We start from the raw sequence: 26,401 nt of genomic DNA, 5'->3' as shown, positions 1-26,401 counted from the left end.
TGGAACCGGCTCGGGGTCAGCGGCGGGTGTCGCTGCGGGGAAAGGTCAGCACCGTCGCGCCGGCGCTGTCCGTGGTGTCGGCGGGGGAGTCGCCGCCGCCGAGGGCGGCGAGCAGGTCGGGCAGTTCGTCGGGGCGGATGAGGACGTCGCGGGCCTTGGAGCCCTCGGAGGGGCCGACCACGCGCAGGTCCGCGAGGTGGTCCATGAGGCGGCCGGCTTTGGCGAAGCCGATGCGCAGCTTGCGCTGCAGCATCGAGGTGGAGCCGAACTGGCTGGTGACGATCAGTTCGGCGGCCTCGCGCAGCAGGGCCCGCTCGTCGTCGTCGAGCGTGTTGACCACCGCGGTGTCCACGGCCGGGCCGGCCGCAGTCTCGGCGGCCGGGACCAGGGCTGCGGCCGGCGCGGCGGGGGACCCGCCGGCGGCGGCCTGGCGGCGCCAGTGCGCGACGACGGCGGTGACCTCGGCCTCGGACACCCACGCGCCCTGGATGCGGGTGGGTCGGCCGGCGCCCATGGGCAGGAACAGCCCGTCGCCCTTGCCGAGCAGCTTCTCCGCGCCGGGCTGGTCGAGGATCACCCGGGAGTCGGCCAGGGAGGCGGTGGCGAACGCGAGCCGCGACGGCACGTTGGCCTTGATCAGCCCGGTGACCACGTCCACCGAGGGGCGTTGGGTGGCCAGGACGAGGTGGATGCCGGCGGCGCGGGCGAGCTGGGTGATCCGCACGACGGACTCTTCGACGTCCTTGGGGGCGACCATCATCAGGTCGGCCAGTTCGTCGACCACGACCACCAGGTACGGGTACGGCTCCAGCGTCCGCTCGTTGCCGGCCGGGGCGGTGATCTGCCCGGCGCGGACCTTGCGGTTGTACTCGTCGACGTGCCGCACGCCGTGGGCGGCCATGTCGTCGTAGCGCATGTCCATCTCCCGCACCACCCATTCGAGGGAGTCGGCGGCCTTGCGGGCGTTGGTGACGATCGGGGTGACCAGGTGCGGCACGCCTTCGTAGGCGGTGAGCTCGACGCGCTTGGGGTCGATGAGCAGCAGCCGCACCTCGCCCGGCGTGGCCCGGGTCAGGATCGACACGAGCAGGGTGTTGAGGCAGCCCGACTTCCCGGATCCGGTGGCGCCGCCCAGGAGCAGGTGCGGCATGGTGGCGAGGTTCGCGGTGACGGCTTTGCCGTCGATGTCCTTGCCGAGGGCGACGAGCAGCCGGTGCTGGTCGCGGGCGGCGCGGGAGCGAATGACGTCGCCGAGCGTCACGACCTCCCGGTCGGCGTTGGGGACCTCCACGCCGATGGCGCTCTTGCCGGGCACGGTGGCGACGATCGGCACGGCCTCGGTGCCCAGCGCGTAGCCGAAGGTCTTGGCCAGGCCGGTAATCCGCTCGACCTTCACGCCGGGGCCGATGCTGATCTCGTGGCGGGTCACGGCCGGGCCGCGGCGGTGGCCGCTCACGCGGGCGTCGAGCTTGAAGTCGGTCAGCACCCCCTGCAGGGCCTTCGCCGCGGCGGCCGTGGCGGCCGCGGCGTCCGCGGGCCGCACGCCGGCGGCGAGCAGGTCCAGCGGCGGCAGCTGGTAGCCGCCCGCCGTTACCGGCACCGCGGCGGCCGCGCCCTCGGGCGTGGGCGTGGTGGCCGCGACGGGCGGGCGGCGCGGCAGCGGCGGGCGGGGCACGGATTCCGCGGAATCAACCGCCGGGGCCGGGCTGGCCGCGGCGGCGGCCGGGCGCGGGGCGGCCGGCACGTCGAGTTCGTCGTCGGCGTCGATGAACTCATCGAGGACGTCGACGCCGTCCACGTCGGCGGGCTTGGCCGGGCGGCGGCGGGCCGCGGCGAGGGTGGTGACCACGGCGACCGGGGTGATGCCGGTGGCGGCGGTGAGCCCTGCGGCGACCAGGCCGGCCAGGACCGGGATCGCGCCCCACGCGCTGAGCACCGCGTCGAGGCCGCCGGTGATCCGGCCGAGCAGGCCGCCCGCGCCGGCGGTGGCCAGGTCGAGCAGGCCGGCGAGGCCGGCGGCGGTGAGCAGGGTGCCGGCGGCCTGGGCGAGGATCCGCACGGTGTGGGTGCCGGCGGGGTGGCGCATCGCCTGCACGGCCAGCCAGATCAGCGGCGCCGGCGCGGCGACGGCCAGGTGCCCGAGCAGCCCCTCGGCGATGCCGGCCGGGACGCCCAGAAGCTGACCGGGCAGGCCGGCGGGGTGCGTCCACACAGCGGCCGCGGTGACGACACCGGTGATCAGCAGCGCGAGGCCGGCGGTGTCGTGGCCGGGCAGGTCGACGTCGGTGCGGTGCGGGCTGGGCAGCTTGCGGGCGGCCCGGCCGGTCGCGGCGGCGGTGCCGTGCCAGGCGGCGCGCGCGGCCAGGCCGGCGCGGCGGGCGAACTCGGCGCCGTGGTCGACCTCGGGCTGCTTCTTGCTGGTGCGGCGGCGGGCGGTGCTGGCCATCAGGGGTCTCCTTGTCCGGACCGGGCGTACGGCAGGGGGTCGGGGTGGGCTTGGCGGCCGCCGCGAGAGCCGACCCGGGTGCGGTCGGCTGTCACGGTGGCGGTCAGGCCGAGATGGTGAACGGGCCGCCGCGCTGGGCGGGCGGGGTGATCCGGCCGGTGTCCTTGAGCCGGCCGAGCAGGGCGTAGAGCTGCGACTGCTCGACGGGGCAGTCCGGGCGATCGAGCAGCGCCTGCGCGGAGGCCGGGCCGCGGCGCAGGCACGCCAGGACCCACTCGGCGGGGGTGAGCGGCGCGACCTGCTCCACCACCGTGGTGCGGCGGCCGGCGCCGAACGCGGCGCGCAGCCGGTCCACCGCGCTGCCACCACCGGACGCGGCCGCGGTCGTCTTGGCGGCGTCGGGGGCGCGGTGGCCGGGCAGCACGATCTTGCTGGCCGGGTCGATCTCGGGCACGTTCCACCGCACTGGCACCCGGGGCGCGGCCGCGGCGGCGGCGGTCTCGTCGATGTACGGAACTCGGCAGAGCATGCCGACGCGGTTGCTGAAGCGCAGGTAGCCCATGCCGGCGGTGGGGGTGCCGTCCTCGAACTCGCGAGGGATCGCGAACGGGTCACCGACGAAGTCGTCGGGCAGGATCGTCGAGCCCGACCCCCGGTTGGACAGGCGCAGGATCAGGGCGTTGCCGGAGACCAGGGCGTCACGCAGCCGCACCGACCCGCCGAGGGACTTCATCTGCGGCAGCTGGGTGGCCAGGACGATCGCGACGCCGGTCTTGCGCATCGTCTCGGCGGCCTGCTCCATCAGCGCCACCAGCGGGGTGTTCGGGAGCAGGATCAGCTGACACTCGTCGATGATCACCACAAGGGCGCAGAGGCCGAGGGCCTTGACGCGGGGGTCGTTCTCGTCGAAGGCCTCGACGCCGGCGTCGGCGAGCAGCTTCGAGCGGCGCATGATCTCCGCGTGCGCCCGGCGGGTCAGCAGCCCGGTCCGGTCGATGCCGGGGTGGTATTCCACGGCGTCGCGCCACGCCGGCAGCGACTGGCCGTTCTGCGGGTCACCGACGGCGACCTGCACGCCGCCTTCGAGCAGGTTCGCGATCAGCGCGCCCAACGCCCTGCTCTTGCCGGATCCGGTGGAGCCGACGACCAGGCCGCCGAGGACGCCGAAGTTCGGCCGGGACACCACCCAGTGGCCGGGGGATCCGTCGGTGAACCGGACGATCTCGAAGCGGCCACCTGCGTAGGTGGGGCCCGTCCATGGCACCCCACCGGCGATGGCGGACCGCTCGACGAGGATCACCCGTGCCCGGGCGGTCTTGCCGGTGGAGCGCCAGCCGACCGCGCCCTCGTTGAGATCCAGGGCGACCTCGACGTCCGGGCCGGACTTGAACAGCGGGCCGGGCTTGGTGCCCGGAGCCAGCCGGATCAGGGCCTCGGTGACCCCGGGCCGGGGCTCGATCGCCTTGACCAGCGTGGTGCCGGCGCACACGCCCTGGCCGACGACCTCGGTCTGCCAGCGCCGTTCCCAGTGCGCGGTGAACGGGTCGGCCACCTCGGCCGGCTCGTCGACCACCGCCACCGGCGCGGGCACCGGTGGGGTGTGGTGGCGTAGGTGGTGCCACCACGGCCAGCCCAGCACCACGGCGAGCAGGGTCGGCACCGCGATCGTCAGGGTGGGATGCGCGGCCATCGCGTCCGCGCCGCCGGCGGCGACCGTGGCCACGGCGTACCCGCCGAGCACCACGGCGATCGCGGCCCGCCACGCCCGCACCGTGCGGGAGCGGGCCCGCCACCCGGCCGCGGTGGCGGCGATCGCGAGGGCGAGGATCCCCACGGTCTGCCACGACAATCCCAGCGGCCCGGCCACCCACGCCACGGCCAGCTCGGCGGCGACCCAGTAGAACGGGAACAGCCGCCGCCAGCTGCGCTTGACCAGGGTGGCCACGGCGTAGGCGGTGACGGCGAACAGAGCGGTCAACGCGCGGCCGAGCTTGGCCAGGCGATCCGCGCGGATCTCGTCAGCGGTCCGGGTCGACATCGCAGGTCTCCTTCGCATCAGGGCTGGGGAACAAGGGGTTCGTTCGGTACTGGCGCTCTCCGCGGTCCGCCGGCGCCCCTTCACGCGCCGGCGGGCCACGGAGGCCGTCAGACCTTGGTCAGCCGACCAGGACTTCCTTGCTGGCGACGTTGCCGCCGGCGTCGGCGACAACGTCGGCGACCTGGCCGTCCTTGCTGTTGAAGTCGCCCAGGGCGGCCTGCAGCTCCTCCTGGGCGCTGTTGAGTGCCGCGTGCGCGGCGGCGAACTGCTCGGCGGCGTCGCGCAGGTGCCCGACGGTCGAGGCCGCCATGTCCAGGCCCTCGTAGCGGTCGGCGGCCTCGGTCAGCACGCCGGCGATCCCGCCGATCTGCTCGGCCTGCTCCCCGGCGGACTCGGCCGCCGTGGTGAACGCCGCGCGGATCTCCTCCGGACCAGTGGCTTCCAGGTTCACGGTCAACTCCCTCAATCGTTCGGTGGTGCTGGACGTGCCGGCCGCCGGGTCGACGGCCGGGTGGTGCTGCTCATCCCCGGCGTCGCCGCCGGTGCTCGTGGTGTCCGCGTCGCTCGCGGTGTTTGCGTCGCCCGCGGAGTCGGTGGCGCACCGGTGGCCCACCGAGGCCTCCTCCGCGGCCTCGAACGACGCGAAGCCCTCGGAGCGCTCTCCGCACCGGCCGCACCGCCACCCGAACCGCGGCCGGGGGCGCGGTGCCGTACAGGTGGGGCCGCAGGGCGTCAGGCAGTAGGGGTGCTGGTCGGTGTGGACCACCCCCGGCGGCGACTCCTGCCCACCGTCCCCACCGGCCGGTTCACCGGCGGCAGCTGCGGGAACCACGGGGGCCGGGTCGGGAGCGTCCTGGGCACCGCCGGGAATCACCCGCAGCGCCGGCCGCCGCGGCCCCTGCTCGACGACGTCGTCGACGGTGGCGGCTGATTCGGCGGAATCGGTGTCGCGGGCCTCGGGCTGCCCGCTGTACTGCTCGGGGTGCACGGTGCGGGTGTGTTCCCGCCCGGCGCCCTGGGCGTTGGCCTCGATCCGGTACGGCCGGGAAGCCCAGCCGCACAGGTCACAGTCGGCGTACCAGCGGCCGTCGTCGTCGACGTCGACCACGACCCCGTCGACGGCCTGGGCGCCGCGCTTGCGAGCGAGGGCCCGGCGGCGGCGGGCCCTCGCCCGCTCGGTGGCGTCCTCGATCAGCCCCGCGAGGTAGCCGTCGGCCGCCGCAACCGTGCCACCCGACCGGCCACCAGCGGCACCGGCCCCGCCGTCGGTGCTCTTGCCGTCGCCGGCGGTCTTGCCGCCTGCGGTGGCCTGCTGGCGGGCGCGGGCCTGGCGGCGCGGGGACTGCTTGCCGCGCACGGCGTACGAGGCGTCCTCCAGCAGCAGCACGGCGATCTTCGCCACCGCCAGGTACACCAGGATGTCGAAGAAGATCACTTGACCACGTCCCGGATGGTCTCGCCGAGACCGCCAATGATCATCGGCAGCAGCAGGGCACAGGCGAGTGCGGCGTGGGCCAGCTTGGACTTGCCACCGCCACCGCCACCGCCGCTGCCCTTGCCGGCCGCGCCCTTGCCGGCGCCGGTCTTGCCGCCGCCCTTGCCGCGCAGGAACACGACGACGACGATCCCGAGGCCGATGCCCAGCGCGGTGGGGAGGGCCAGGGCGACCGGCTTGGTCTCCTGACCGATCCAGTCGCCGATCGGCCCGGCGACCTCGGTGATGCCCTTGGCGAGCCACTTGTTGACCTGGGTAACGACGGCGCCGGCGAGCAGGGCGCCGACCACCAGGCCGACGACGACCCGCAACCTGGGGGTGAAGTGGAAGAAGATCGACAGGCCGATGTAGACGAGGCCGCCGAGCACGATCAGTGCGCTGGTCATGACGGGTGCTCCTCTCAGAGAGTGCGGGTGGCGAGGAAGACCGCGGCCACCGCAGCGGCGGCCAGCGATCGCAGGGGATGGGCCAGGACCCACGAGGCCAGGTGCAGCAGCCCACGGGGGATGAGCACGAGCACCGCCCAGCAGGCCATCGCGATGGCCTGGGCGTCCTGGCCGTCGCGGGCCTGCCCGGTCAGCGCGACGAGGTCGGACAGCGGCTCCGGAGAGCCGGTCCACACCGCCGTGACGCTCTCCCAATCCCCCGGAATGTCACTCAGAGTCATTCCGGTTCCGGAGTTGGAGCCGGAAGAGGCCGGTCCGTTGTATGCGGGTTCGTCCTGGTTGGATTCCGGTAGGGGAGGGGTCGGTAGGGCCTCTGACCTGTGCGGAGCGAGGGAAACGACGTCCGCGTCACGCCGGAATGGAATTCGCGGCGACGGTGACGGGCGGTAGTTGTCCTCGGCGGGTTGGGCGCTCACCAGATCACCTCCTGGGTGGGTTGGTCGGATCGCGGGTGGATGGTCGGGACGGGTCCCGGGCGCGGCCGGCGCCTGCATCAGGAGGTGCAGGCCGCGCCCGGGCGCATCGGTCGGTTGCGCGGATCAGACCGCGCGCAGTTCGGGCCGCCAGTCGGCCACCAGGGCCGCGACCTTGGAGGCGCGGGCACGGTCGCCCTTGCCGCCCATCACGTGCTTGTAGATCGCGTAGCCCGACGGGTCGGTACTGAGCACGCCCGCCTCGATGGCCCGACGGACGTCCGCGAGAAGCGTCCGGACGTCGTCCGGAAGGCCGCCCATCTCCACGGGCGTCAGGCCGTGTTTTCCCCGCTTGATCGCCGTACGAGTGCCGATCGACGACGGCGGGGTGATCTTGAGATCGGCCAGCCTCGGAGCGCCTTCCCACGGACGGGCGGCGGTGACGTAGCCGTCGAACAGACCGATCAGGAACGCGGTTCCGGCGCAGCCGATCGGGCCGATGGAATGCGGCAGCGCGGTCAGCAGCCCTTCCCAGCCGCCGTGCCATCCACCGACGATGTTCAGCGCCAACGACGCGCCCAGCGCGGTCCACTCGACGGCAGTCGCCCGCCAGTCGACGGTGCCACCGGAGGCACGCAGCACCGCCCGGCCGATAATGATCAGCGCCACGATCGCGATCAGCGCCGGCTCCACCGCCCACGCCCCCATCCACATGGGGGTGCCGACTTCGAGGTCGAGCAGCCTCGCCGTACCGGCCTGCACGCCCGCCGTGCTCCAGAACGCGAACGCGGCCAGGACCGGCAGGCCGGCCAGCAACGCGACCTTGCGCACCTTGGCCACCCGCAGCGCCCGCATCTCCGCCGACCCGTCGATCTCCGCCCGGATCCGCGCCCGCTCACCAGAGCTCTTCGCCCGCCGGTACAGATCGGCCAGCTCCACCTCCTCGGCCGCGTCCCGGTCGGCCTCCCGACGCGCACGAGCCTCGGCACGCTCGCGGGCCTGGATCCGGGCCAGCGCGATCCGGTGCTCGGCGTCGCTCTCCCGACGCTCCTGCTCGTCCTCGCGCCGCACCTCGACGACGGCGCGAGCCTCCTCCAGCTCCTCACGCAGCTCGTCAGCCGACCGCGCCTCACGGCGCGACCTACGCCGGCGCGACACCTCCACCGGCCGGCCCTCGATCTCCAGCTCCTCGATCTCGGGCTCCTCGGTCTCGGGCTGCCGCATCACCGGCACCTCGGCCGCGACCGGCTCCGGGGCGGAAACGGGAAGCGCCGCCGCCGTCGGCTCGACGTCCGCCGACACCACCCGCGTGCCAGCCGGCACGAGCAGCTCCCCGCGACGCTCGAACTCCGCGCCCATGTCCAGCGCCCGCCACTGCGGCGGCGCCGGGTACGTCAGGTCCTGGTCGACGCTCACCGCGTCACCTCCCGCAAGCTCTCAGCGGGTGCCGGCACCCGCTCGTCGGCGATCAGCGCCCGCCCGGTGCCGAGCAGCTCCCGAGCGATCTCGTCCTCCGCGCACGACTGGTGACACGCCGCGCCGTTGGCGTCGCGCATCTTCGTGGCGGTGTCGCAAACCCGGCACGACAGCGACCGCTCGTGCTCGTAGTGGCCCGGCCCGGTCCAGTCCAGGTGCACCCGCACCACCAGCAGGCCGGCCATCACGACACCGCCCCACGGCGTGCCCGGACCTGCGCGAGCAGCTCCCGGCCCAGCGGGTCGAGGTCGACCTCGTCGACGTCGACGGCCAGGCCGTGACGGCGCTCGTCGAGCCACCGGCCCAGCCGGCCGCCACCGACCACCGCGCCGACCAGGCCGACCGCGACCGCCGGGGAGTAGAGCAGGGCCTGCGGCACCTGCTCGGCGTGCTCGGCCAGCAGCCGGCCCGCGACCACCGCGAGCGAGGCGCCCGCGACCGCCGCACCCGCAGCAGCCCGCGGCATCCGCGCCGACGTCGGCCGGTCCGCGATCCGGCGAGACTCACGCTCGGCCTCGACCATGCGGCGCAGCTCGTCGGCGAACCAGCCCGGCAGCGCCGCGACCGACGCCGCCCGGTGCTCCAGCTCGACGTTCGACGCCTTACGCAGGTTGGTCCGGTAGCTGGCCAGCGCGGCGGCCAGATCCAAATCCGTGGTCGGGACCGTCATGCCGCCACCCCCAAGGCGTTGGTCAGAGCGGCCATCTCCCGCATCCGCACCAGCGGACGCGGCTCTACCTGCGGCAGACCGGACAGGGGGTGGTGCTCGACCAGGCCGTCACCACCGCGCAGCTTGCACTCGTACGCGGCGGCATCCGCCGCCGCCATCACCCGGCTGCGGTCCTCACCAGCGGTCGCGTGGATCGCGCCGACGCTGGCCGTCACCGACACGGCGATCCCATCGGCGACCTCGATCGGCTCCCGCAAGGCGCTGATGACCTCCGCGCCCAAGTAGTGCACCAGCGGCACCGACGACGGCGCCACGAGCACGAACTCGTCGCCGCCGATGCGGGCCACCACGGCGTCCTCGATGTCCTCCAGCGACGCCCGCAGCCGGCGGGCGATCTCCACCAACAGCCGGTCACCAGCGGCGTGGCCCCACGTGTCGTTGACCGGCTTGAACCGATCCAGGTCCACCAGGACCAGGTCGTAGGACTCGCCGTCCAGGTCGTCGAGCGCGGCCGACAGGCCCGCCCGGTTCGCCAGGCCGGTCAGCGGGTCCGTGGTCGCGTCCCGACGGGCCTGCGCCAACCGAGACCGCTGGGTGCGAGCCACCTGAGCAGCCCACACGTGCCCCGCCAGCGACAACGCGGCGGCGGCCGGGAGCAACATCCTCAGCGCCTTCACGAGGTCACCTCCGACCCGGTCGCGGCGGCGTACGCCTCGCGGATCTCGCGCGAGACCCGGCCCCGGTTCTGGACGTCGTAGCCGTTGGCCACGGCCCACTGGCGCATCGCGGCCCGCTCGTCGGCGCCCTCACGGCGGTTTCGCGTCGGCGACGCCGCAGGCTCACGGCGGCCGGTCGCCCGCAGCTCCTGGCGCACCTCGGCGAGCTGGCTCGCCAGCTTCTCGGCAGCCTCGGCCAGTTCACGGCGACGCTGCTCGGCGGCCTCGCGCTCCTGGCGCGTCGCCACCTCCGCCTCGACCCGCTCGGTCAGCTCCTGCACCAGGCGGTTGATCCGCTCGGCCATCTGGCGGGTCCGCGCTGCACCGCTGTCGGCAGCGAGGCGCAGCACGTCCTCCACGCCCCGAGGGGTCGCCGGCGTGGCCGAGGTGGTCTCCGTCGCGGCCGGGGCCGGGGCCGGCGCGGTGGGGGCCTTGGTGACCCGAATGCCCATCGGCATCCGCTGCGCGGGAGCCGGCTGTCCCTGAGCGGCCCGCACAGCGGCGGCCCGGTCGGCGCTGTTCAGCGGCGTCATCGTGGTCATGCCGGCATCACCGCCGTCACCGACAGCAGCCCGCGCAGCGCCCGCAGTGCCTTGTGCTGCATCGACTTGACCGCCGCCGGGGTCTTACCCAGCGCCTGGGCGGTCGCCTCGATCGACATCTCCCGCAGGTAGCGCAGGACAATGCACCGCCGGTGGTCCGGGTTGAGCTGCTCGATCCCGGCCAGGACCGTCTCGCGGGTCAGGGTCGCCATCGCGGCGGCCTCCGGGTTCGGGGCCTGCTCGACCGGAGCCGCGTCACGCAGCTCCGCCACCGGCCGCTCGCGCCGCTGGTGCGACAGCATGTGGTTGACGGTCAGGTTCCGGGCGATCGTGGTGATCCAGCCGGCGAAGTCGCCGCCCGGCCGGCGAAACGCCGGCAGGTTACGCAGGGCCCGCAGCCACGTCTCCGAGGTCAGGTCCTCGGCCACCTGGCGGTCCATCACGCGCCGGTAGATGAACCGAAACACCTGATCGACGTACCGGTCGTAGACCAGACCGAACGCTTCCGCGTCACCAGCCTGCGCCCGTGCCACCAGCACAGACACGTCGCCGGCCATCGATTCGAGTTGGGCCTGCCCTGCGCGATTCCGGGCAGCACGTACCCTCATTGCAGGCATCTGAGCCTCCTCAGGTAGGGATGCCGATCGCCCTAAGGCCGCAAGCCATAGGGCATTGGTCACGCCGGGTGCGATCCGTCGTGGCCATGACCGCGGCGGGTGCGATCCGCCGCGGTCTCTTTAGGGCCCCAATGGGTGCGATCCGTTGAGGCTTCCAACTTGTCTTGGGACAATGTTGACGGCGCGCTAGGCTCTTGTCAACGATTGTCCCAAGACAGTCGGGGGAGAAGAGGAGACGCGGTGGCTGTGCACTCGCGTTACTTGGACATCGCCGCCAAGATCCGCGAACGGATTGAGGCTGGCGAGTGGGAGCCGGGCACAAAGCTCCCACGCCTAGATGACTTCGCTGCCGAGTACGGAGCGAACCGAGACACCATTGGCCGCGCCATCGGAGCGCTTGAAGCAGAGGGCTACGTCTGGGCGGTCCAGGGCCGAGGAAGCATCGTCCGATACGGGACCATTCGCCCACGTCGGCCCCGAGGCAACCTGGTGAAACGTAACGCCACGGCGCCCGGCTACTCGTTTCCTTCAGCTTCCAGCCAGGAAGTCTGGAAGCACCATGTCCCAGCGACCGCCACCGTCGAGCCGCTAACCGACCCCCGGATCGCCAAGCTGCTCGGCGTGGCGGCAGGAACGCAGGTACTGCGTCGCTTCCGGGTCACTGGCCCAGAGTCGGAGCCCCCTTTCCAGATCAACATCTCCTGGATCCATCCCCGAGTGGCGAACATCCCGGGAGTGGCCTCGCAGGCCCCAGGCCCCGGCGACTGGCTCTACCGCATCGAAACCGCTGGTCACTGGCCGATCAGCTGGTTAGAGCTCCATCGAGCCCGCATGCCGAGCAAAGATGAGGCAGCGCTGCTAGAAATCCCCACCAGCCTTCCGATCTTGGAGATCGTCCGCGTCGGCACATCTGGCACCGACGGCAAACCCGTCGAGGTGACCGAGTACATCGTTGCCAGCGACCGTGTCGAGACTGTGCACGTGCTGCACCGAGACGAGTCTGCGCAGGCTCCGTGGCCCGCCGAAGCGTCCGACGGCCAGCCAGGTGGTGCCGCATGACGCCACGTCTCTGGGTCGATCCAGCAGGTGACTCCCACGTGGGGTTCGTACGGCGGCGCAACGAAGATGCGATCTACCTGGGGACGTCTCTGTTTGCGGTCGCCGACGGGCTCGGAGGCCATGTCGCAGGCGACGTGGCCAGCTCGACAGCTATCGAGGCACTACGCCGATATGACCAAAGAGTCGAGCCAGGCTCCCTGGCCGCCACCCTCGGACAGGCAGTAAACGCCGCCAACCACGCACTCCGGCACCGAATCGAAGCTGATCCCGATCTTGCGGGCATGGGAACCACCCTGGTCGCCATGCTCGTCACCGACACCACTGCCGCTCTTGCCAACGTTGGCGACTCCCGGGCGTACCTGCTGCATGGCCAAGGTCCACAACGTGGCCAGACCACCCAGATCACTGAGGACCACGTCTACCAGCGCCTGGTCGCCGACGCCGCCACCGTGCCCAACCTCGCCGAGAAGTTGGCCCGGTTTCTGGACGGACGACCAGACGGCCGGTCTCCCGACATCACCTTGTTGCCCTTACGGCCAGGTGATCGATTTCTGCTGTGCTCCGACGGACTCAGCTCCTACGTACCAGCAGACCTGCTACACATCGCGTTGGCCGCTGCATCGACTCCAGCCCAAGCGGTTGAACGTCTGCTCACCACAGCGCTTGAGCACGGCGGCCTGGACAACATCACGGTCGCCGTCATCGACATCAAGATCCCCGATTGAGGCGGCGTGCACATCACCTACACGGCCGCCACCACAGCGGCGCCCGACAGCCCCAACGAGGACTTCTTCGCCGTCGGCGACGGATGGGCCTTGGTCTTGGACGGTGCTGGCCGGTACCCCGGAGAATCAGGCGGCTGCATCCATCCGGTCACGTGGATCGTTGCCCGACTCGGCCTCCACCTCAGCAGCTGTCTGAGCCAGCAGCCCGAGCAGCCACTTACCACGATCGTTCGGTCTGCCGTAGAGGCCACCATGGCCGATCATGGCTCAACCTGCGACCTCAGCGACCCGCTCTCCCCTGGAGCAGCAGGAGCGATCGTCCGGATCCGTGAGGACCGAATCGACTGGCTGGTGGTCGGAGACTGCGCAGTAGTCATCGACCAAGGCCCCAAGGGGTGCACAAGCGTCATCGACGATCGGGTCGACCACCTGCCCAATGCTCCGATTGTCGAGGGCCAGGTGCGAACCTACTCACCGGCCTACGTCGCCACCGTGCGCAACAAGCCGGGCGGTTTCTGGGTGTTGGCCTCGTCGCCGGATGTGGCTGAACATGCACTGGTGGGCATGCTGCCTGGGCACCCCGCGGCGACCCGAGTCCTGCTGTGCTCTGACGGCATCTCCCGTCTCACAGAGCGCTACGGGTTGAGCTGGCAAGACGTCCTGGCCCTACATGACTCGACTGGTCCCGACTCGCTCATCCGCGCGGTACGAGAGGCCGAGCGAAGCGATCCGGAGCCGCAGCGCTGGCGGGGCAAGCGTCATGACGACGCGACCGTGGTCGTCATGCGGGTAGCTGAAGCATGATCATGGAACTGATCGCCGCCATCGAGCAGGGCGACGCCGCGAGGGACAACGAGGACTGGGTCCATGTCAGCCAGGACCTGGTGCTCGTGCTCGACGGCGCGACCGCGCGGACGGATACCGGGTGCGTCCACGGAGTGGCGTGGTTCGTCGGCCAGCTGGGACAGGCGATCGTTGAGCGGACACGCCAGTCGAGCCTCCCCGCCGCCGTTGCGGCCTCGATCCCGTACGTCGCGGGGTTGCATCCGGAGTGCGACCTGAGCCATCCAGGCACGCCGTCAGCCGCGGTCGGGGCGCTTCGGATCAGGGGTGGCGTCGCCGAGTACCTCGTGCTGGGCGACGTTTCTGTGGTGCTGGATACCGGCGATCAGGCGCGAGTCATCACGGATGACCGCGTGAGCCTGACGGCATCTGCTGAGCGGGCTGAGGCTGACCGATACCCCATCGGGGCCGCGGAGAAGCAGGCTGCGCTGTTGCGCATGAAGCAGCAGGAGTTGGCGGCCCGCAACAGCCCAGGTGGCTACTGGGTTGCCGAGACCAACCCGGCCGCCGTTGACCACGCCCTGACCGGACAGACACGTCTGGACTACCTGCGACGTTTCGCGGTGCTCTCGGACGGAGCAGCACGGGCAGTTGCCGCCTTCAACCTCTACGACTGGCGCGGCGCCTTGGACCTGATGCAGGCGGCCGGTGCCACTGAGCTGATCCGGCAGGTACGAGCTGCCGAGCAGAGCGACCCGCAGGGAACTCGGTGGCCTCGCAACAAGTGCAGCGACGACGCAACGGCAGTGTTTGGGCTGATCAACGGCTAGTCGTCCGCATCGTGTTGGACGCGGGCCCCAGCGTCACGCTGGGGCCCGCGCTGGTTGTGAGGGGAGTTAGACCGGCTCGTCGGTGGCGAGCCGAGCTGATCGGCCGCCGGTGACGCGTCGTGGTTTTCGGCACGCACGCTTGCATGCTCTCCTGCCAGCGGAAATGCTGTCGTCCAAGCGGCCTGAGCCGGCGTGGTGAGACTCTTGGTGACCCGGATGCCCGTCGGCATCCGCGCCGCAGCTCAGATCCACTTGGCTGGACGGTTGTAGCTTCGCCCGGTTGCGGGGTCGGCCACGAGGTTGGGCAGCTGGGCATCTCGTAGGGCGCCCTCTCGGATGAAGAACTGGCCGAGGTCGCCGATGCTGGTCAGGTGGCTGGAGGCTCGCGTGTTGCCGGGTGGCATGGCGAGGTAGATCCGCTGTGCCGGGTTTACCTTCCTGACGGTGGCCAGGGCCGGGGCGAGGTCGGTGTCGGCGCTGACCAGCACGGTGGTGTCAGCAATCCGGAGGGCGGCGTCGGCAACCATCATGGCACCGAGCGCCACGTCGGTGCCCTTCTCCTCGTAGCTTCTGTAGGCCCGGCCGCAGTTGCAGGTGTAGCTCTGGCCGCAGCGGCGGCAGTCCTTGATCGTCCGGTCCTTGAACCGACCGAGGTGCACGTTGAGCACCGCGCCGTTGCGCAGTTTCATGGCCTCGATGTAGTCGGTCTGGTTCTGCGCAGCGGCGGGCTCGTTCTTGACGATCGCCGAGAAGTAGTGGACCGCTGCCACGGTGTCCTTGGGCCTGAGCTGGCGAACGAGTTCGACGACGTCGAGCCACATGTGCTTGCGGCCGTACTTGTTCTTCATCCCGTAGTACAGGTTGAAGCCGTCGATGTAGGCGGCGACTGTGCCCACGTTCACCTCTCTTGGCTCTCAGGGCTGGTGTATGGTGGGGCCATACGACGCCGAGAGATACGGCAGGAACGGCCCCCACGGGGGCCGTTTTTTTGTCCGGGATTGCTGTTGGCACCCTACCGCCGCTGCTCGGCTGTGCCCGCAACGTTGGTTCCGGCTCCACGTCCCCTCGTGACCTCGGCCGAGTTCCGCCCTGTACTAACAGGCGAAGGTGCTGCGAGTTTCCAGCCCAGGCAGGAAGGGGGGATCCTGGGGCCGTCGGGCGTGCCCGGCGATCAGCTCGGCGCGGAACTTCCGGCCGTACGGCCGGGACGGCGGCCGCGGTGGGCCGCGATCAGCTCGGCCGCCGGTGACGCGTCGTGGTTTTCGGCACGCATGCTTGCCTGCTCTCCTGCCAGCGGAAATGCTGTCGTCCAACAACCAGGATGAAGGGTGGGTGCGAGGTGGACGTCTACGAGCTGCTGCGCGGCCTCAGCGAGAACGAGGTCGAACTGCGGTGGAAGCCGACGCGCGGCGGTCCCGTGATTCTCGCGATCTTCAGCGAGAAGGGCGGCGTCGGAAAGACCGCCGTCACCAATGGCCTCGCGGCAGTGGGCGCCAAGCACGGGCTGCGGGCGCTGGTCATCGACCTCGACCCGCGCGCCACCGCCACCAGCGAGCTGGGCGTGGAGAAGCCGGAGTACTCGGTCAACGATCTGCTCTACATCGATGCCAGCGACCCGAACCCTGTTGATCCGCGCGGACTGGCTGCGGACGCCATCCTGCCCGCCGGCGAGGGCTGGCCGGACAACGTCCACGTGCTCGCTGCCGAACGTGCGCTCGGCAACCGGGAGTTCGACAACACCTCTGGCATGGAGCAGCGGCTGCGGCTGTCGCTCGACGGGGTCGCCGAGAACTACGACCTGGTCCTGATCGACGTGCCACCTCGCCCCGGCGGCAAACTGATGACCGCGGCCGCGCTCGCTGCTACGCACGCGCTTCTGCCGGCGACTCTCGACGAGGATGGCTACATCGGCGTCCACGACGGCCTGATCTCTCTGCGCCGCGCCCGGATGAATCACGGGCTGGCACCGCTGACTGTCGTCGGCGTCCTGCGCAATATCGTGGACCGCCGCCGCAGCGGCCTCGCCGAGACCTTCGACGAGAAGCTCGCCCAGGAGTACCCGCCGCACTCGCCTGACGGCCCGCGGCTCCTGGATACCGCCGTTCCGAAGTACGTCATCCGGCAGGAGTCCCGCAGTGCCCGCGTGCCGTTCACGGCGGCGGGCACCGCAGAAGCCACGCTGCTCGAACGCGCATACTGCCGGACCCTCAACTGCGTCGCGGAGGTGGCCTGAGCATGAGCAAACTGCTGGGACAAGCACGTGGGCGAGCCCTTCAGCGCGCCGGTGACGCGGAACGGGACCCCGCCGAAACCGCTGTCACCACCGCTAGCTCACCGACAAGCAGTAACGCCAGCCGATCAACCAGCAACAGAGCAAGCGTTCAAGCTAGTGCCGAAGAAGGCGAAAAAGATGGCGAGTTCGCAAGCCCAGATGATGGCAGTAGCGCAAGCAAATCAGCCAACCGAGCAGCAGGCTTTATAGACAGCATTCCCGCTAGCGAGAAGGCCAGCGGCAAGGCCGGCAGCAGCGCCAGCCTTGTCGCTAGCCCTGCTGCAAGACGGCCAGCAAGCAAGTCAGCTAGCACGGGCGGCAGCAGCGTTGCACGCAGCGAGCAGCGCACTCCCCATCCAGAGGCCAGCAGCATCGCAAGCAGCGGAGACAGCAAAGAAGCCAGCATTTCCGCCAGCAAGAAGGCGCGCCCCGGGCGGCGACGTGGGCGTCCTCGCGGCCCTGACCGCGTAGCCCTGTCCGTACGGATCCGGAGCGAGGTAGACGACGCCTTGACTCATGCCGTGGACCAGAGCGGACTGGGACCGCAAGAGATCGTCGAAACCGCACTCACTGAATGGATGAGCCGACACGGCTACATCCGAAAGAAGTAGGCGCGGTCGCGAGGCACACCCCCCGGTCCGAAAGCCCCGAGCTGGGGTGACCTCGAACCAGCCGTAGAGCAGGGCATGTCGCGTCACTGACGAGGCCCAGAGCAATGTCAAAACCCCGGCTGCGTGCCCTGAAGGGGCAGAGGCTGGCCGGGGTCTTGTGCCGAGCATAGCGGCAGTGCGGCGGGCGGATCGGTCCACGCGGGCAAACCGCTGAACAGGGAAAAGGCAGAGAGGCGGGGTAAAGGCGACTCGTATCCTCGTGGGTTCCTGGATCATCCACCGCCCACGAGGAGCCGCCCCGTATGCCACCCGTTCCGGTCATCACTCCCGCCTGCACCCGTACGCCGGGCACGGAGGTCACCTGCGATGTCGTCGGCTGCGACGAGCTGGCGATGGCGGTCTGGCAGGTGGCCCGGACCGGGATTATCTTCGGCGACCGGTGGGTCGCCGGCGAGGACATCGAGCTGTGTCGGCAACATGAGCGGCGGGCCATGGTGATGACCGGCGCGGAGGACTACATCGAGGGCTGACTTGGGGGCGGCGGGGCCGTGCGCGCGAGGGCGGCAACGGCGGCTACCGATGTGTCGTTGAGCAGGGCATGACGATGCATCCGGTCAGCGAGTGGTACCAGCCGCAGCGGTTCTACGAGGCGCTCGGTCGCGTCATGGCAGCCCTGGAGGCGACCCGCACTCTGGATGGTGCCACCGAGCTGCACTGGTGGAGCGCGGACCACACGTGGAAGATCGAGTGGCGCCAGGGGCCGTACCCATACGACGTGGCGGCGCGGCTGTGGCGAGACGCGGCGGCGGCCGAGTGCGACGTCGCTCTCGCGGCGGGTGGTCTCATCCGGCTCGAACCCGCAACCGGCAGCCCGCACTACGCGTTCCTGCGGGTCATGGACGTACCGGTGATGTTGCGAGCGCTGGAACCGGTCGACGCCGAGGAACTCGCGCGTCGCCTCGTCAAGCGGCTCGACGACCTCGTAGCGGCGTCTGCTTAGCCATGCCTGAACAGCAGGCCGCGTCAGAAGGGTCCGACACACAGCCGGAAGCGGGCATGCTCGGCGAGCTCGTCGACGTCGTCGACGGGTACGCCGTGACGGCGCAGCACGGCGTAGCGAGAGACGGCCAGGTGGCGCAGGGCGTCGCGTAGCAGGGGCGTGGGATGGCCTGTGCGGGCCTGCAGCCGGGTCAGGGTGGTGTCGGTGCCGTCCGGGTCGGTGCAGGCGATGACGGCGGCCACGGCGGCCGCCAGGGCGTCGTCGAACATCACCGCGGCCGATGCCGGCGTGGTCGCCGCCGCCGGCATCGGGTCGCCGAGGGCGGTGAGCGCGGTGTTGAGGGCGGCGTGAATGCGGTGCCGTTCCCACGCGTGGCGGCCGTCGCGCAGCTGCTCGGCGAGCGCGGTCAGGGTGTGCTCCCACTGGGCGGCGGTCGTCGGGTGGCGTGGCTGCACGGTCCGCTCGATGATCTTTGGCGCGGGCACGCTTCGGATCCGGCCGGTGTCGACGTCAGCCTGGTGGCGTCGCTGGGCGGCACGCAGCTCGTAGGCGCGTTGCCGGCAGGACCGGTCGCAGTAGTGTCTGCGGCGGCCTGTGGTGGGCTGGACGATGGCGTTGCCACACCACCCGCACGGCGTCTCGATCTCGCGTTCGGTGTTGGTAGTCATTGGACCGCGGCTTTGCGTCTGGCGTCGCGCAGGATCTGCTTGGCGTAGGACTCCGACGCGCCGGTGAGCGACGCAAGGAGACCGCCCAGCCGTGGGCTGGTAAGCGGTACTCCCTGTGACAGCAGCACCACCAGGCCCGATTCGATCCGGTCCCGCTTCGATGTCGGCGGCCGGCCGAAAGGGGTCGACAGCTCAGCGGCCTGGTGTGGTCTCGGGGCGTACACCGCTCGCTGCCGCACGGGTGGTGGAGTCTGTCGAGGCACGAAGGCGGGCACGGTAGCGGTCGGCGGCAGGTATCGGCCGGCAGCATCCAAGGCAGCCGCGACACGGCGGCCGATCTCCTTGGGGCTGTCCTGCGCGCTCACCGTCACGGTGAGACCGCCTGCGAATGGGAGGCCCTGTTCACGGATCCGGATCACCAGGTACCCGGCCGCTTCCATCTGCTCGGTCAGCCGCCGGTCCTGGTCGATCCGCGAGCGGTGGGCCAACTCGTCGTACTCGACGACGATGCGCTCCTCGGCGTCGACCAGGTCACGCATTCCGCGCACTGGCGGCGCCACCGAGGGATGCCCGCTGTAGCGCAGTCCGGTCGCTGCTGCCACGGCGACAAGCACCTCGCCCTCGCGGCCCCCACGGGTGGCGTAACAGGCGGGGCAGCCACGGCCCCGGGTCCGATCGGCGACCTTCTGCTGCCACGTGTGCCCCCGCGCGCACCGCCACCACACCGCTCGGTTAGACCGGGCGGAAAGCGTCCTCGGGTCCAAGCCCTCGTTGAGGTCCACCGCCCACTGCGGCATCAGCATCGGCGCGGCCTCTGGCAGCCGCGGTGCCGGCCGGCGGCCCCCCGCACAGGTCGGACAGCCACGTCCGCGTAGCGCCCGTACCTCGACCTTGGCGTCCCACACATGGCCAGCCTGGCACCGCCACCACACCCTCGCCGTCGACCCGCATCGCAGCTGCGCCGGGTCGAGTTCGGGGTTCAGGTCAGCTGCCCACTCGGCCAACAAATCGGGTCGACCAACACTGAGAACGGGATGGCGGACACGGGGGCACTGGCCGCACCGGCCAGGCGCGGCGGCCTTGCTCGACACCATCGCCTGCCAGACGTGCCCCGCCGAGCAGCGCCACCAGACTCGGTTTCGTGAGCGGACCGACACGGTCGCCGGGTCGAGGCCCGGGTTGAGATCACGCGCCCACATGGCCAGCAGCTCGGGCACACCCGCCACCGCCCGCAGCGCCCTTTTCCCCGTGCGGCCAGAACTCACCACCACCGCAGGACGTTGAACAGAACTCACATCGGCCAGCATGCCCGGTCGGCCTGTCACCCCCACAACGTGAACTACGGTGGCCCGTCCCGAAGGGGCGGGGCGGCGGACGCCGGACACACGACGGCGGCCGGCACCGCTGAGCGTCCGACACGGCCTCGCGGCGCGAAAAGTCAGCCTTTTGTTCCAACTTGCTCCGGCGTCGCCGGTCGTCGACGACGTGGCTGGCCGCGTCCGTGATTGCGCGGCATCGGTCGTGGCCGAGGGGCTGGTAACGCCGGCGTTGCCGCACGGGTCGTCGACGTCCTGGTGCTCGTGCTCGACCGCGCTCGGTCGGCAGGGGTGCTGCCAGTTGCTGGGCGCGTTTGGCGGCCAACGCGCATATCATGCGGTCGCGTTTGGCGGGGCGGCTGTCAGTCGAAGACCTGGTTCACCGTGACCCTGATGTTGTCGGGGTTGCTGTCGACCACGATCCACCAGTGGTCGTCGTAGGGCACCTCCAGGACGACGGGGGTGAGGTCGTAGAAGCCGCCGAAGAACTCGTACTCGTCGCCGTCGACGTACGACTGGTACTCGTCGTCGTCCATCAGGCAGACCCGGGCGGTCGAGCCGCGTAACCCGATCTCGAACACGGCGCCGCCCGCGCAGGTGCCGAGGTTCCAGTAGAGGTGATCCACACGCTATGTGTATTGGATGACAACGCTCGGTAGGAAGCCCTGTCGGTGGAGCTGGTCGACGCGGTTCTCGCCTGGGTGGGCGCGACGACAGCCGGCTGCGTGGTGGCGTCACTGACGTTGTGGCGGTCTGAGAATGCAAGGGGGTGTGTCCCCTGTAAGTCGACACGAAGGCGGGGCCTGGGGCGGGTCGTACGTCGGGGGAGTGGCCGCAGTGGTGCTCGCGGCCGTCAGGACCGGTGGTGCCTGGGTGTGATCGCGGATCGTGGTGGTGATCGGGTCGCTGATCAGGGTGGTGATCGTGGTGATCCGGCGGGTGATCAGGGTGATCAGTTCGGCGGTGTGGCGGCTGGTCGGGGAGAAAAATGGGGAGCGGTGTGTGGGGTCTCCCGCTGTCTCGCTCCAAAAACCGGGGGGCGGGTACGTCGTGTCGGCCCGGTGGTCAGCGTGGTGGTGCGAGGCGGGCGCGGATGGTGGTCAGCCGGTCGGTGAGGGTGGCGACCTGGTCGCGTTGGCGGTAGGGCAGTGGGGTGCCGGTGTGGCAGTGCGGGCACTGCTCGCCGGCGTGCCAGTCGGCGCCGGTCGGGTCGGGCCGGGGGTAGGCGATCGCGCACGTGTCGCAGACGAGCAGGTGCTCGCGGTCGTGGTCGTCGCCGAGCTGGGTAGGGCTGGTGTGACGGCGGGCCCGCCAGCCGAGTGCGGCCCAGACGGCGGCGACCTGGTCGTCGCGGTGGGCCTGGTAGTCCTCGAGTGCCGCCTGCTGGATCTGCGTCCAGGTGGCTCGGGGTGGCTGGTGCAGCCGGTCGACGTCGTAGCCGTGCAGGAGCCGGCCGGCGGCCAGGGTAGTGGCGGCGGCGCGTAGCCGGGGGTGGTCGCCGTGGTGGGCGGCGGCGAGGAGCTGTTTGGCCTGCCGCGTCCAGGTGGTGGTGTGTCGGTCGGTCAGCATGTGGCGGGCCGGGCCGGCTCGGTCGGGGTCGTCGGGGTCGGCCCACCAGTGCAGGAGCGCGTCGACGAGTGGCGGGTCGTCGTCGAGCAGCGCGGGCAGGTCGGCCGGGTACCAGTGGGCGAGCATGTCGCCGGCGGCAGCACCCAAGAGTCGGGCGACCTGCTCGCCGGCGGCGTCGCGGATCGCGCGGAGCTGGTCGACGCGGTCGTGGCGGGCGGCGTCGTCGGCGGCCTGGTCCAGGTGGTGTTGGGCGCGGGCCTGTACGGCGATCCGGGCGGCGAGCAGCTGCGGCAGGCTGGCCCGGGTGGTGTCGTCGGGCAGCTGCCACACCGGCTGGTCGACCACCGCGGTGGCCGGCTGGCGTACGAGGCCGCAGGCGGCGATGACGAGGGTGCGGGCGTCGGCGATGTCTCGTCCGGCCTGCCCGCCGTAGACGAGGTTGCCGCGGCTGGCGGCGGCGAGCTGCCCGCTGGCGGCGGCGAGGAAGGTGGTAGCCCGGGCCTGCGTGGTGGTCAGCAGCAGCAGCGGCGGGCAGTGCGGCCACCGACCTTCCCACGCCCTGGCGTCGGCGTAGGCGAGGTAGCGGTCGACCTTCTGCCGCAGCACGGCCTGGCTCATGGTGGCGAGGTCGACCTCCACGAACGCGGCCGCCTCGCCGGCGACGCCGGCGTGCTCGACGTCGACCAGGAGCACGGCGTCGGGGGTGAGTCGGCGCAGGCGAGTGCCGTAGCCGGGCCGGGTGGACTGCCATTGCTGCCAGCCGGCCCGGTCCGACCACCACCGGCGCAGTCGCAGGCCTGCGGCCGGGCCGTGGTCGCGGACCGCGAGCCACGTCTCGCCGATCGCCGCCGCGTGGGCCACGTGCAGTCCGGACGGGTGCTGCCGGCCCGGCGCGGCCGCCGTGCCGGCCACGAGGCGGGCCCCTGCGATGCGCAGCCACCAGTGCCGGGGCGCGGACCCCGCTTCACGGCCCGGACGGACCGCGTCGACGAGGCCGGCGCGGCGGAGTCGGTCCAGGCGGTGGCGGACCGTGCGCACCGGCGCGGCGGTGGCCCGGGCCAACTGGTCGGTGGTCAGGATCCGGTGCTCGTCGAGCAGGACCAGCAGGTCGTGTGACGGGCCGCCGGAGGCACGCAGCCGCTGCACGAACGCCCGGTCCGACACGACGGCGCCGCCTCCCGCGATCTCGCTGCCCATGGCCACCCACCGGTGACACAGACAGTGTCAGTCGCCTGTCGACCGGAATCTGTCACAGGCGGCGCGACCTGCGGTGCGAACGTGATCGGGGTTGCCGTTCGGGTCCGAAGCAAACGGCAACTCCAGACAGGGCACCATGCGGACAACCGGCACCCCCATTCGCCGACGCACAGTGCCTTTCCCCACACGCAGCGCATCGGGCATCATGCATCCCCATGGGACTTCTGGACTCGCTGCGGAACCGCCGTGCCGTCAAGGAACTCGAACTCAAGCGCTGGGCCAACCACACCGCGCTGATGGAAACCGCCGCAGGGCTTTCCATCGCGGTGATCCAGTGCCACGACGACACCTGGCAGTTCATCGAGCGTCAAGCATCCGATCGAGACCATTGGAGATCACCTGCTCCGGCGGATGTCCCGGGTCGGGAAGATCCGATGGTCGAGGTACGGCTGTCCGGCCCCCAACTGGCCATAGTCATCGAGGCGTTGGGCATCGCCGCCAGCATCCCGTACAGCCGACCGAGGTACTTCACGGCAGAAACCAAGGCCATCGCCAAGAGGCTGTACACCGAGATCCGCGACGTCCTCAGGCTCTACGACGCTGACGACCCTGGCACCGCCATCCCTGCCATCGTTATCGATGACCAGGTGGGCACGGCATCCGGCGGTGGTGCGCGATGATCAACCGCCCGGGTCAGGGTGTGGCCGGTTCCGGATCGCGCCCGTGCGCGTGGGCGGGTTGCGAAACTCGCGGCGTCTCTCGGTGACGCCCGTGGATGCGGAGCACCCGCAGTATGGATACGGCCGGGGCGAGCGGCCGCTGTGGTCGGCGCGGGACCGCGACGCGGAGACGCTGCGCAAGTTGCTGCGCCGGGCCGGGCTGCGAGACTTCGACGAGCGGCACCTGGACGGCTTCGCGGTCGAGGGCGCCAACGCCAGCCAGGACGGGCCGGAGCCGTTCGTCGTCACCTACTGCGGCACCGACGACGTGCCGGAGGCGGTGGCCCGCTACCGGGCGGTTCTGGAGCGGGCCGGCTACCAGGTCGAACCGGACCCGTTCGACGAGCGCGCGCTGCTGGTGCCACGACAGTCCACCCCGGCAACAGCGGTGACGTCGGCGGCGACAGAGCGGCGGGTGATGGCGGCCGCCGTGGTGTGCGCGGTGATGGCCACGGTGGCGCTGCTCACCTCCTGGACCGGATCCGGTGCGGTCCGGCTCGCCGGCGGGGTCGGCTCGGCCGTGTGCGGTGTGCTGGCGGTGTTCCTGGCCGGCTTGTGGTACCGGCGTCGAGCGCACCTGGACTGAGTCACTCCTGCCAGCTCACGGGCAGCGAACGGATGCGGCGTTTCCGCGGCGGCGGCGGGCACGGGGGCCGGGCCCCTAGGCCCGGCCCTGCCCGCCTGCGTGGGGTCCAGGGCCGCTGCCGCTGCCGCCTCGCGCGCGTTTTGTGGTGCGACCGGTCATAGCCCTCTCCGCACGCGCGTTTTGGGGTCTGAACGTTCAGAGCTCGGCGTGGGTGGGCTGCAGACGGACGTCGCGGCGTGGATCCGCGAGCACCGGCCGGTGCTGGTCGACCAGGAGCACGACGACGACAACGCCGGACCGGTTGATCGGGGCTCGTGTCGCCCCACTGATCACGGCCCTGATCACGGGAGTCGGGTTGCGTGTCGTGGTGACCATTTCGGCAGGCCACGCGGATTCGGGGAGAGAAAAAGGGGGCTGGCTCCCCTGGGGTCTCCCACCATGTCCCCCACGGACATCACCCCCGGCGGGTGCCGGTCGACCCGGTTCCTCGGCACCGGCTCGCCCTAACCAACACCTACGACTGACCGGGGCGACCAGGAACCCGACGCGCGGCTGCCCGACTGGGCGGCCTCCTGGTCGTCACCGCGTGAGCGTCGCCCAGACCTGGCTGGCGCCGATCGGGTCGATGGCGCGCAGGTTCACCGGCACGTCGAGCACGACCAGATGCGCGCGGCCGGAGTTGTCCGGACCCGGGGCAATCAGGTCCTGCACAGCCGTCTCGATCGCGCCGTCGGCAGCGCCGGGTTCCGGTACGCCCAGCAGCTTCGCGGCGACCTCGGCCGGAAACGGGCCGCCCTGCCACTCGATCTCCCATGTCCGCCCACCCTTGCCTTGCCACCAGTCGAGGTTGGTAGCGCCGTTGAGCGCGCAGGTGTCCCGCAGAGAGGACATGACCCGCCCCAACGCCTCGAAGTACCGCTGCGGGTTGGCCACCAGGTGGTGCGACTGATCCGTCATGGACTGCTCAACGAACCGAGCCGGGGTCAGGTCCGCCTGTGCCCCTGGTGATCCCGGCGGTGACCGTACCGATCATCGGCTGATCCTCACGGTCGATCCCGTTGTCCCTCGTGGCCCCGGGGAGAGTTTTCTGTCGCCTGGACGTGGGGTCGATGGTTCAGCCGTCGCCGAAAAACAGCAGGCCACCGGGTACGGCGAGTGTGGAAACTCGTCAGCGCGTGAGCTGTCCTACCCGCGCGTTTCGCGGCCCCTAACCAGCAGAGATCCGACCCGCCCCTCCCCGCGCCGGTTCTCCGGACTCTCCACCTACCCGCCTCATCCGCTGCCCGCCCCCAGGAGCCTGCCGCAGCCGTTAGCGGCGATCACCAACAACCGCGCACCCCCGACCCAACCCGGACCCTTCCCCGCGCTGGTTGGCATCACCGCCGTCGGTGATCGGCGGTACGCAGGGCGCACTGATGGCGTCAGATCGTCGTTCGGATCGCCAACGAACCGGTGATCGGATCAGTGTTCGATCAGCGATCCGATCAACGACTGGTTTTTGTTCGTGTTGGTGATCGGTCGCTGTTTCGTCGGTGATCGGTCGGTGGTTCGTCGGTGATCGGCGCGCGGCCACGGCGGGGCGGGTGAGGTTGCCCTGCCCGCCCCGTCCCGGGGATCCAAACCCGGTAGCCAGGTGATTGAACGGATTGGCCAGTCGCTGGTCCTGGGTGAGCGTGGGCTGCTCGTGCGGTGTCCGGATGGGCGCCGGGTCGCAGGGGACGGCCGCCTGGTGCCGGAGGGCGGCCGGGCGGTGAGACCTGGGTGCGGACCTGTGCCCGTCTCGCCCCGTCCCGTCCCGGGAGACCCCGGGACCTGGGTCCCGACGCGGGTCTGGGCGTAGGTCTGAGGGCAGAGTGGTGCACCTGACCTGGCCGAGTTCGCGCCCACGACCTGGACCTGAGTGCGGACCTGCGTCGGACCTGGGTCCGGATTCAGGTCCGATCACAGGTCTGACGCAGGTCTGGCGTAGGTCCGGGTCCAGGTCGTCGAGGATGGACGCGGCGGTGGCCAACGTGTCCCTCCCCTTGGTGCTGGTGCCTGGCAGGCGGGCACAGGGGCCCGGCGGTGTTGGCGAGGAGCGTGGTCCGGCTGGCGGCCGGGTCGCTGGCGTCGAACGGGGTCGCGGTGTCCGGCTGGCGGCCAGGTCGCGTCGGGCGGTGGTGCGGCGCGGTGTCTGGCTGGGTGTCAGGTCGCGAGGGGCGGTGCGG

27 protein-coding genes and 1 pseudogene are annotated in these 26,401 nt (G+C 71.2%); 9 read left to right on the top strand and 19 right to left on the bottom strand.

Translation table 11 applies throughout. The annotated features are described in order from the left end of the window. Positions 1-16: 16 nt before the first annotated feature. The 11 genes from ACN27A_RS33325 to ACN27A_RS33275 all read right to left on the bottom strand — a co-directional run bounded on the left by ACN27A_RS33325 (position 17) and on the right by ACN27A_RS33275 (position 10,787). The gene (locus ACN27A_RS33325) at positions 17-2,446 is read right to left on the bottom strand and encodes a DNA translocase FtsK (protein ID WP_421458816.1); all 2,430 of its coding nucleotides are present in this window, start codon (positions 2,444-2,446) and stop codon (positions 17-19) included. A gap of 103 nt (positions 2,447-2,549) precedes the next feature. Then, positions 2,550-4,484, bottom strand: coding sequence for an ATP-binding protein (locus ACN27A_RS33320; RefSeq protein WP_421458815.1), 1,935 nt, complete (start codon positions 4,482-4,484; stop codon positions 2,550-2,552). Between the two features lie 118 nt (positions 4,485-4,602). After that, positions 4,603-5,919: a hypothetical protein gene (locus tag ACN27A_RS33315; protein ID WP_421458813.1), complete on the bottom strand. Its 1,317-nt coding sequence runs from the start codon at positions 5,917-5,919 to the stop codon at positions 4,603-4,605. After that, positions 5,916-6,365: a hypothetical protein gene (locus ACN27A_RS33310; RefSeq protein ID WP_421458812.1), complete on the bottom strand. Its 450-nt coding sequence runs from the start codon at positions 6,363-6,365 to the stop codon at positions 5,916-5,918. Before ACN27A_RS33310 ends, ACN27A_RS33315 begins: the two co-directional genes overlap by 4 nt. 14 nt (positions 6,366-6,379) lie before the next feature. Beyond that, positions 6,380-6,646, bottom strand: a complete 267-nt coding sequence (locus ACN27A_RS33305) for a hypothetical protein (protein ID WP_421458810.1) — start codon at positions 6,644-6,646, stop codon at positions 6,380-6,382. Positions 6,647-6,964: 318 nt separating this feature from the next. Continuing rightward, positions 6,965-8,254, bottom strand: coding sequence for a hypothetical protein (locus ACN27A_RS33300; RefSeq protein ID WP_421458809.1), 1,290 nt, complete (start codon positions 8,252-8,254; stop codon positions 6,965-6,967). Further along, entirely contained in the window at positions 8,251-8,499 is a 249-nt protein-coding gene (locus tag ACN27A_RS33295) for a hypothetical protein (protein WP_421458807.1), read from the bottom strand. The genes ACN27A_RS33300 and ACN27A_RS33295 overlap by 4 nt, the downstream gene beginning before the upstream one ends. After that, complete coding sequence (locus ACN27A_RS33290) at positions 8,499-8,984, bottom strand: hypothetical protein (RefSeq protein ID WP_421458806.1); 486 nt, start codon at positions 8,982-8,984, stop codon at positions 8,499-8,501. The genes ACN27A_RS33295 and ACN27A_RS33290 overlap by 1 nt, the downstream gene beginning before the upstream one ends. After that, positions 8,981-9,646: a GGDEF domain-containing protein gene (locus tag ACN27A_RS33285; protein WP_421458860.1), complete on the bottom strand. Its 666-nt coding sequence runs from the start codon at positions 9,644-9,646 to the stop codon at positions 8,981-8,983. Before ACN27A_RS33285 ends, ACN27A_RS33290 begins: the two co-directional genes overlap by 4 nt. Before the next feature lie 11 nt (positions 9,647-9,657). Continuing rightward, positions 9,658-10,242, bottom strand: a complete 585-nt coding sequence (locus ACN27A_RS33280; protein ID WP_421458805.1) for an Lsr2 family DNA-binding protein — start codon at positions 10,240-10,242, stop codon at positions 9,658-9,660. Then, positions 10,239-10,787, bottom strand: coding sequence for an RNA polymerase sigma factor (locus ACN27A_RS33275; protein WP_421458804.1), 549 nt, complete (start codon positions 10,785-10,787; stop codon positions 10,239-10,241). The genes ACN27A_RS33280 and ACN27A_RS33275 overlap by 4 nt, the downstream gene beginning before the upstream one ends. Before the next feature lie 171 nt (positions 10,788-10,958). Here ACN27A_RS33275 and ACN27A_RS33270 point away from each other — a divergent pair, with 171 nt between their 5' ends. From ACN27A_RS33270 to ACN27A_RS33255, 4 genes are read left to right on the top strand one after another with little or no spacing between them, the layout of a single operon-like run. Next, complete coding sequence (locus ACN27A_RS33270; RefSeq protein WP_421458802.1) at positions 10,959-11,918, top strand: GntR family transcriptional regulator; 960 nt, start codon at positions 10,959-10,961, stop codon at positions 11,916-11,918. Further along, the gene (locus tag ACN27A_RS33265; protein ID WP_421458800.1) at positions 11,915-12,643 is read left to right on the top strand and encodes a PP2C family protein-serine/threonine phosphatase; all 729 of its coding nucleotides are present in this window, start codon (positions 11,915-11,917) and stop codon (positions 12,641-12,643) included. Before ACN27A_RS33270 ends, ACN27A_RS33265 begins: the two co-directional genes overlap by 4 nt. A gap of 6 nt (positions 12,644-12,649) precedes the next feature. Beyond that, complete coding sequence (locus tag ACN27A_RS33260; protein ID WP_421458799.1) at positions 12,650-13,447, top strand: protein phosphatase 2C domain-containing protein; 798 nt, start codon at positions 12,650-12,652, stop codon at positions 13,445-13,447. Positions 13,448-13,449: 2 nt separating this feature from the next. Then, on the top strand, positions 13,450-14,256 hold the full coding sequence (locus tag ACN27A_RS33255; RefSeq protein ID WP_421458798.1) for a hypothetical protein: 807 nt from the start codon (positions 13,450-13,452) through the stop codon (positions 14,254-14,256). Between the two features lie 242 nt (positions 14,257-14,498). On the opposite strand, the gene ACN27A_RS33250 is transcribed toward ACN27A_RS33255, so the two are convergent. Beyond that, entirely contained in the window at positions 14,499-15,152 is a 654-nt protein-coding gene (locus tag ACN27A_RS33250; protein WP_421458796.1) for an NYN domain-containing protein, read from the bottom strand. Positions 15,153-15,595: 443 nt separating this feature from the next. Between ACN27A_RS33250 and ACN27A_RS33245 the strand changes: the two genes are divergently transcribed. The 3 genes from ACN27A_RS33245 (at position 15,596) to ACN27A_RS33235 (ending at position 18,139) form a co-directional block, all read left to right on the top strand. After that, complete coding sequence (locus ACN27A_RS33245; protein ID WP_421458794.1) at positions 15,596-16,489, top strand: ParA family protein; 894 nt, start codon at positions 15,596-15,598, stop codon at positions 16,487-16,489. A gap of 952 nt (positions 16,490-17,441) precedes the next feature. Then, positions 17,442-17,669: a hypothetical protein gene (locus ACN27A_RS33240; RefSeq protein WP_421458792.1), complete on the top strand. Its 228-nt coding sequence runs from the start codon at positions 17,442-17,444 to the stop codon at positions 17,667-17,669. Positions 17,670-17,737: 68 nt separating this feature from the next. Continuing rightward, positions 17,738-18,139 carry a hypothetical protein gene (locus ACN27A_RS33235; RefSeq protein ID WP_421458790.1) on the top strand — a complete coding sequence of 134 codons (402 nt, stop codon included), beginning with the start codon at positions 17,738-17,740 and terminating at the stop codon, positions 18,137-18,139. 23 nt (positions 18,140-18,162) lie between these two features. On the opposite strand, the gene ACN27A_RS33230 is transcribed toward ACN27A_RS33235, so the two are convergent. The 5 genes and pseudogenes from ACN27A_RS33230 to ACN27A_RS33210 all read right to left on the bottom strand — a co-directional run bounded on the left by ACN27A_RS33230 (position 18,163) and on the right by ACN27A_RS33210 (position 22,889). Then, positions 18,163-18,807: a hypothetical protein gene (locus tag ACN27A_RS33230; RefSeq protein WP_421458788.1), complete on the bottom strand. Its 645-nt coding sequence runs from the start codon at positions 18,805-18,807 to the stop codon at positions 18,163-18,165. Next, positions 18,804-19,409, bottom strand: coding sequence for a DUF559 domain-containing protein (locus ACN27A_RS33225; RefSeq protein WP_421458858.1), 606 nt, complete (start codon positions 19,407-19,409; stop codon positions 18,804-18,806). Before ACN27A_RS33225 ends, ACN27A_RS33230 begins: the two co-directional genes overlap by 4 nt. 51 nt (positions 19,410-19,460) lie before the next feature. Continuing rightward, positions 19,461-20,006 (bottom strand): annotated as a pseudogene (locus ACN27A_RS33220) (zinc-ribbon domain-containing protein); the annotation flags it as partial. 479 nt (positions 20,007-20,485) lie between these two features. Continuing rightward, positions 20,486-20,749, bottom strand: coding sequence for a DUF1883 domain-containing protein (locus ACN27A_RS33215; protein ID WP_421458787.1), 264 nt, complete (start codon positions 20,747-20,749; stop codon positions 20,486-20,488). A gap of 439 nt (positions 20,750-21,188) precedes the next feature. After that, a complete protein-coding gene (locus tag ACN27A_RS33210) occupies positions 21,189-22,889 on the bottom strand; it encodes a replication-relaxation family protein (protein ID WP_421458786.1) in 1,701 nt (566 codons plus the stop codon). Positions 22,890-23,104: 215 nt separating this feature from the next. Here ACN27A_RS33210 and ACN27A_RS33205 point away from each other — a divergent pair, with 215 nt between their 5' ends. Both ACN27A_RS33205 and ACN27A_RS33200 read left to right on the top strand, forming a co-directional pair. After that, positions 23,105-23,569 (top strand): hypothetical protein, encoded by a 465-nt coding sequence (locus tag ACN27A_RS33205; protein ID WP_421458784.1) that lies wholly within the window; start codon positions 23,105-23,107, stop codon positions 23,567-23,569. 82 nt (positions 23,570-23,651) lie between these two features. Next, a complete protein-coding gene (locus ACN27A_RS33200) occupies positions 23,652-24,194 on the top strand; it encodes a hypothetical protein (RefSeq protein ID WP_421458782.1) in 543 nt (180 codons plus the stop codon). A gap of 195 nt (positions 24,195-24,389) precedes the next feature. Here the strand turns inward: ACN27A_RS33200 and ACN27A_RS33195 are convergent, their stop codons facing one another. Beyond that, positions 24,390-24,569, bottom strand: coding sequence for a hypothetical protein (locus tag ACN27A_RS33195; protein ID WP_421458780.1), 180 nt, complete (start codon positions 24,567-24,569; stop codon positions 24,390-24,392). A 204-nt stretch (positions 24,570-24,773) separates the two neighbouring features. Continuing rightward, entirely contained in the window at positions 24,774-25,151 is a 378-nt protein-coding gene (locus ACN27A_RS33190; protein ID WP_357097980.1) for a hypothetical protein, read from the bottom strand. Positions 25,152-26,401 lie beyond the last annotated feature (1,250 nt).

Origin of the sequence: Micromonospora sp. WMMD737, from assembly GCF_049179055.1 — a bacterium.
Classification (GTDB): domain Bacteria; phylum Actinomycetota; class Actinomycetes; order Mycobacteriales; family Micromonosporaceae; genus Micromonospora; species Micromonospora reichwaldensis.
The sequence above is the reverse complement of the archived record's forward strand: the minus strand, read 5'-3'. Positions and strand labels throughout refer to the sequence as shown.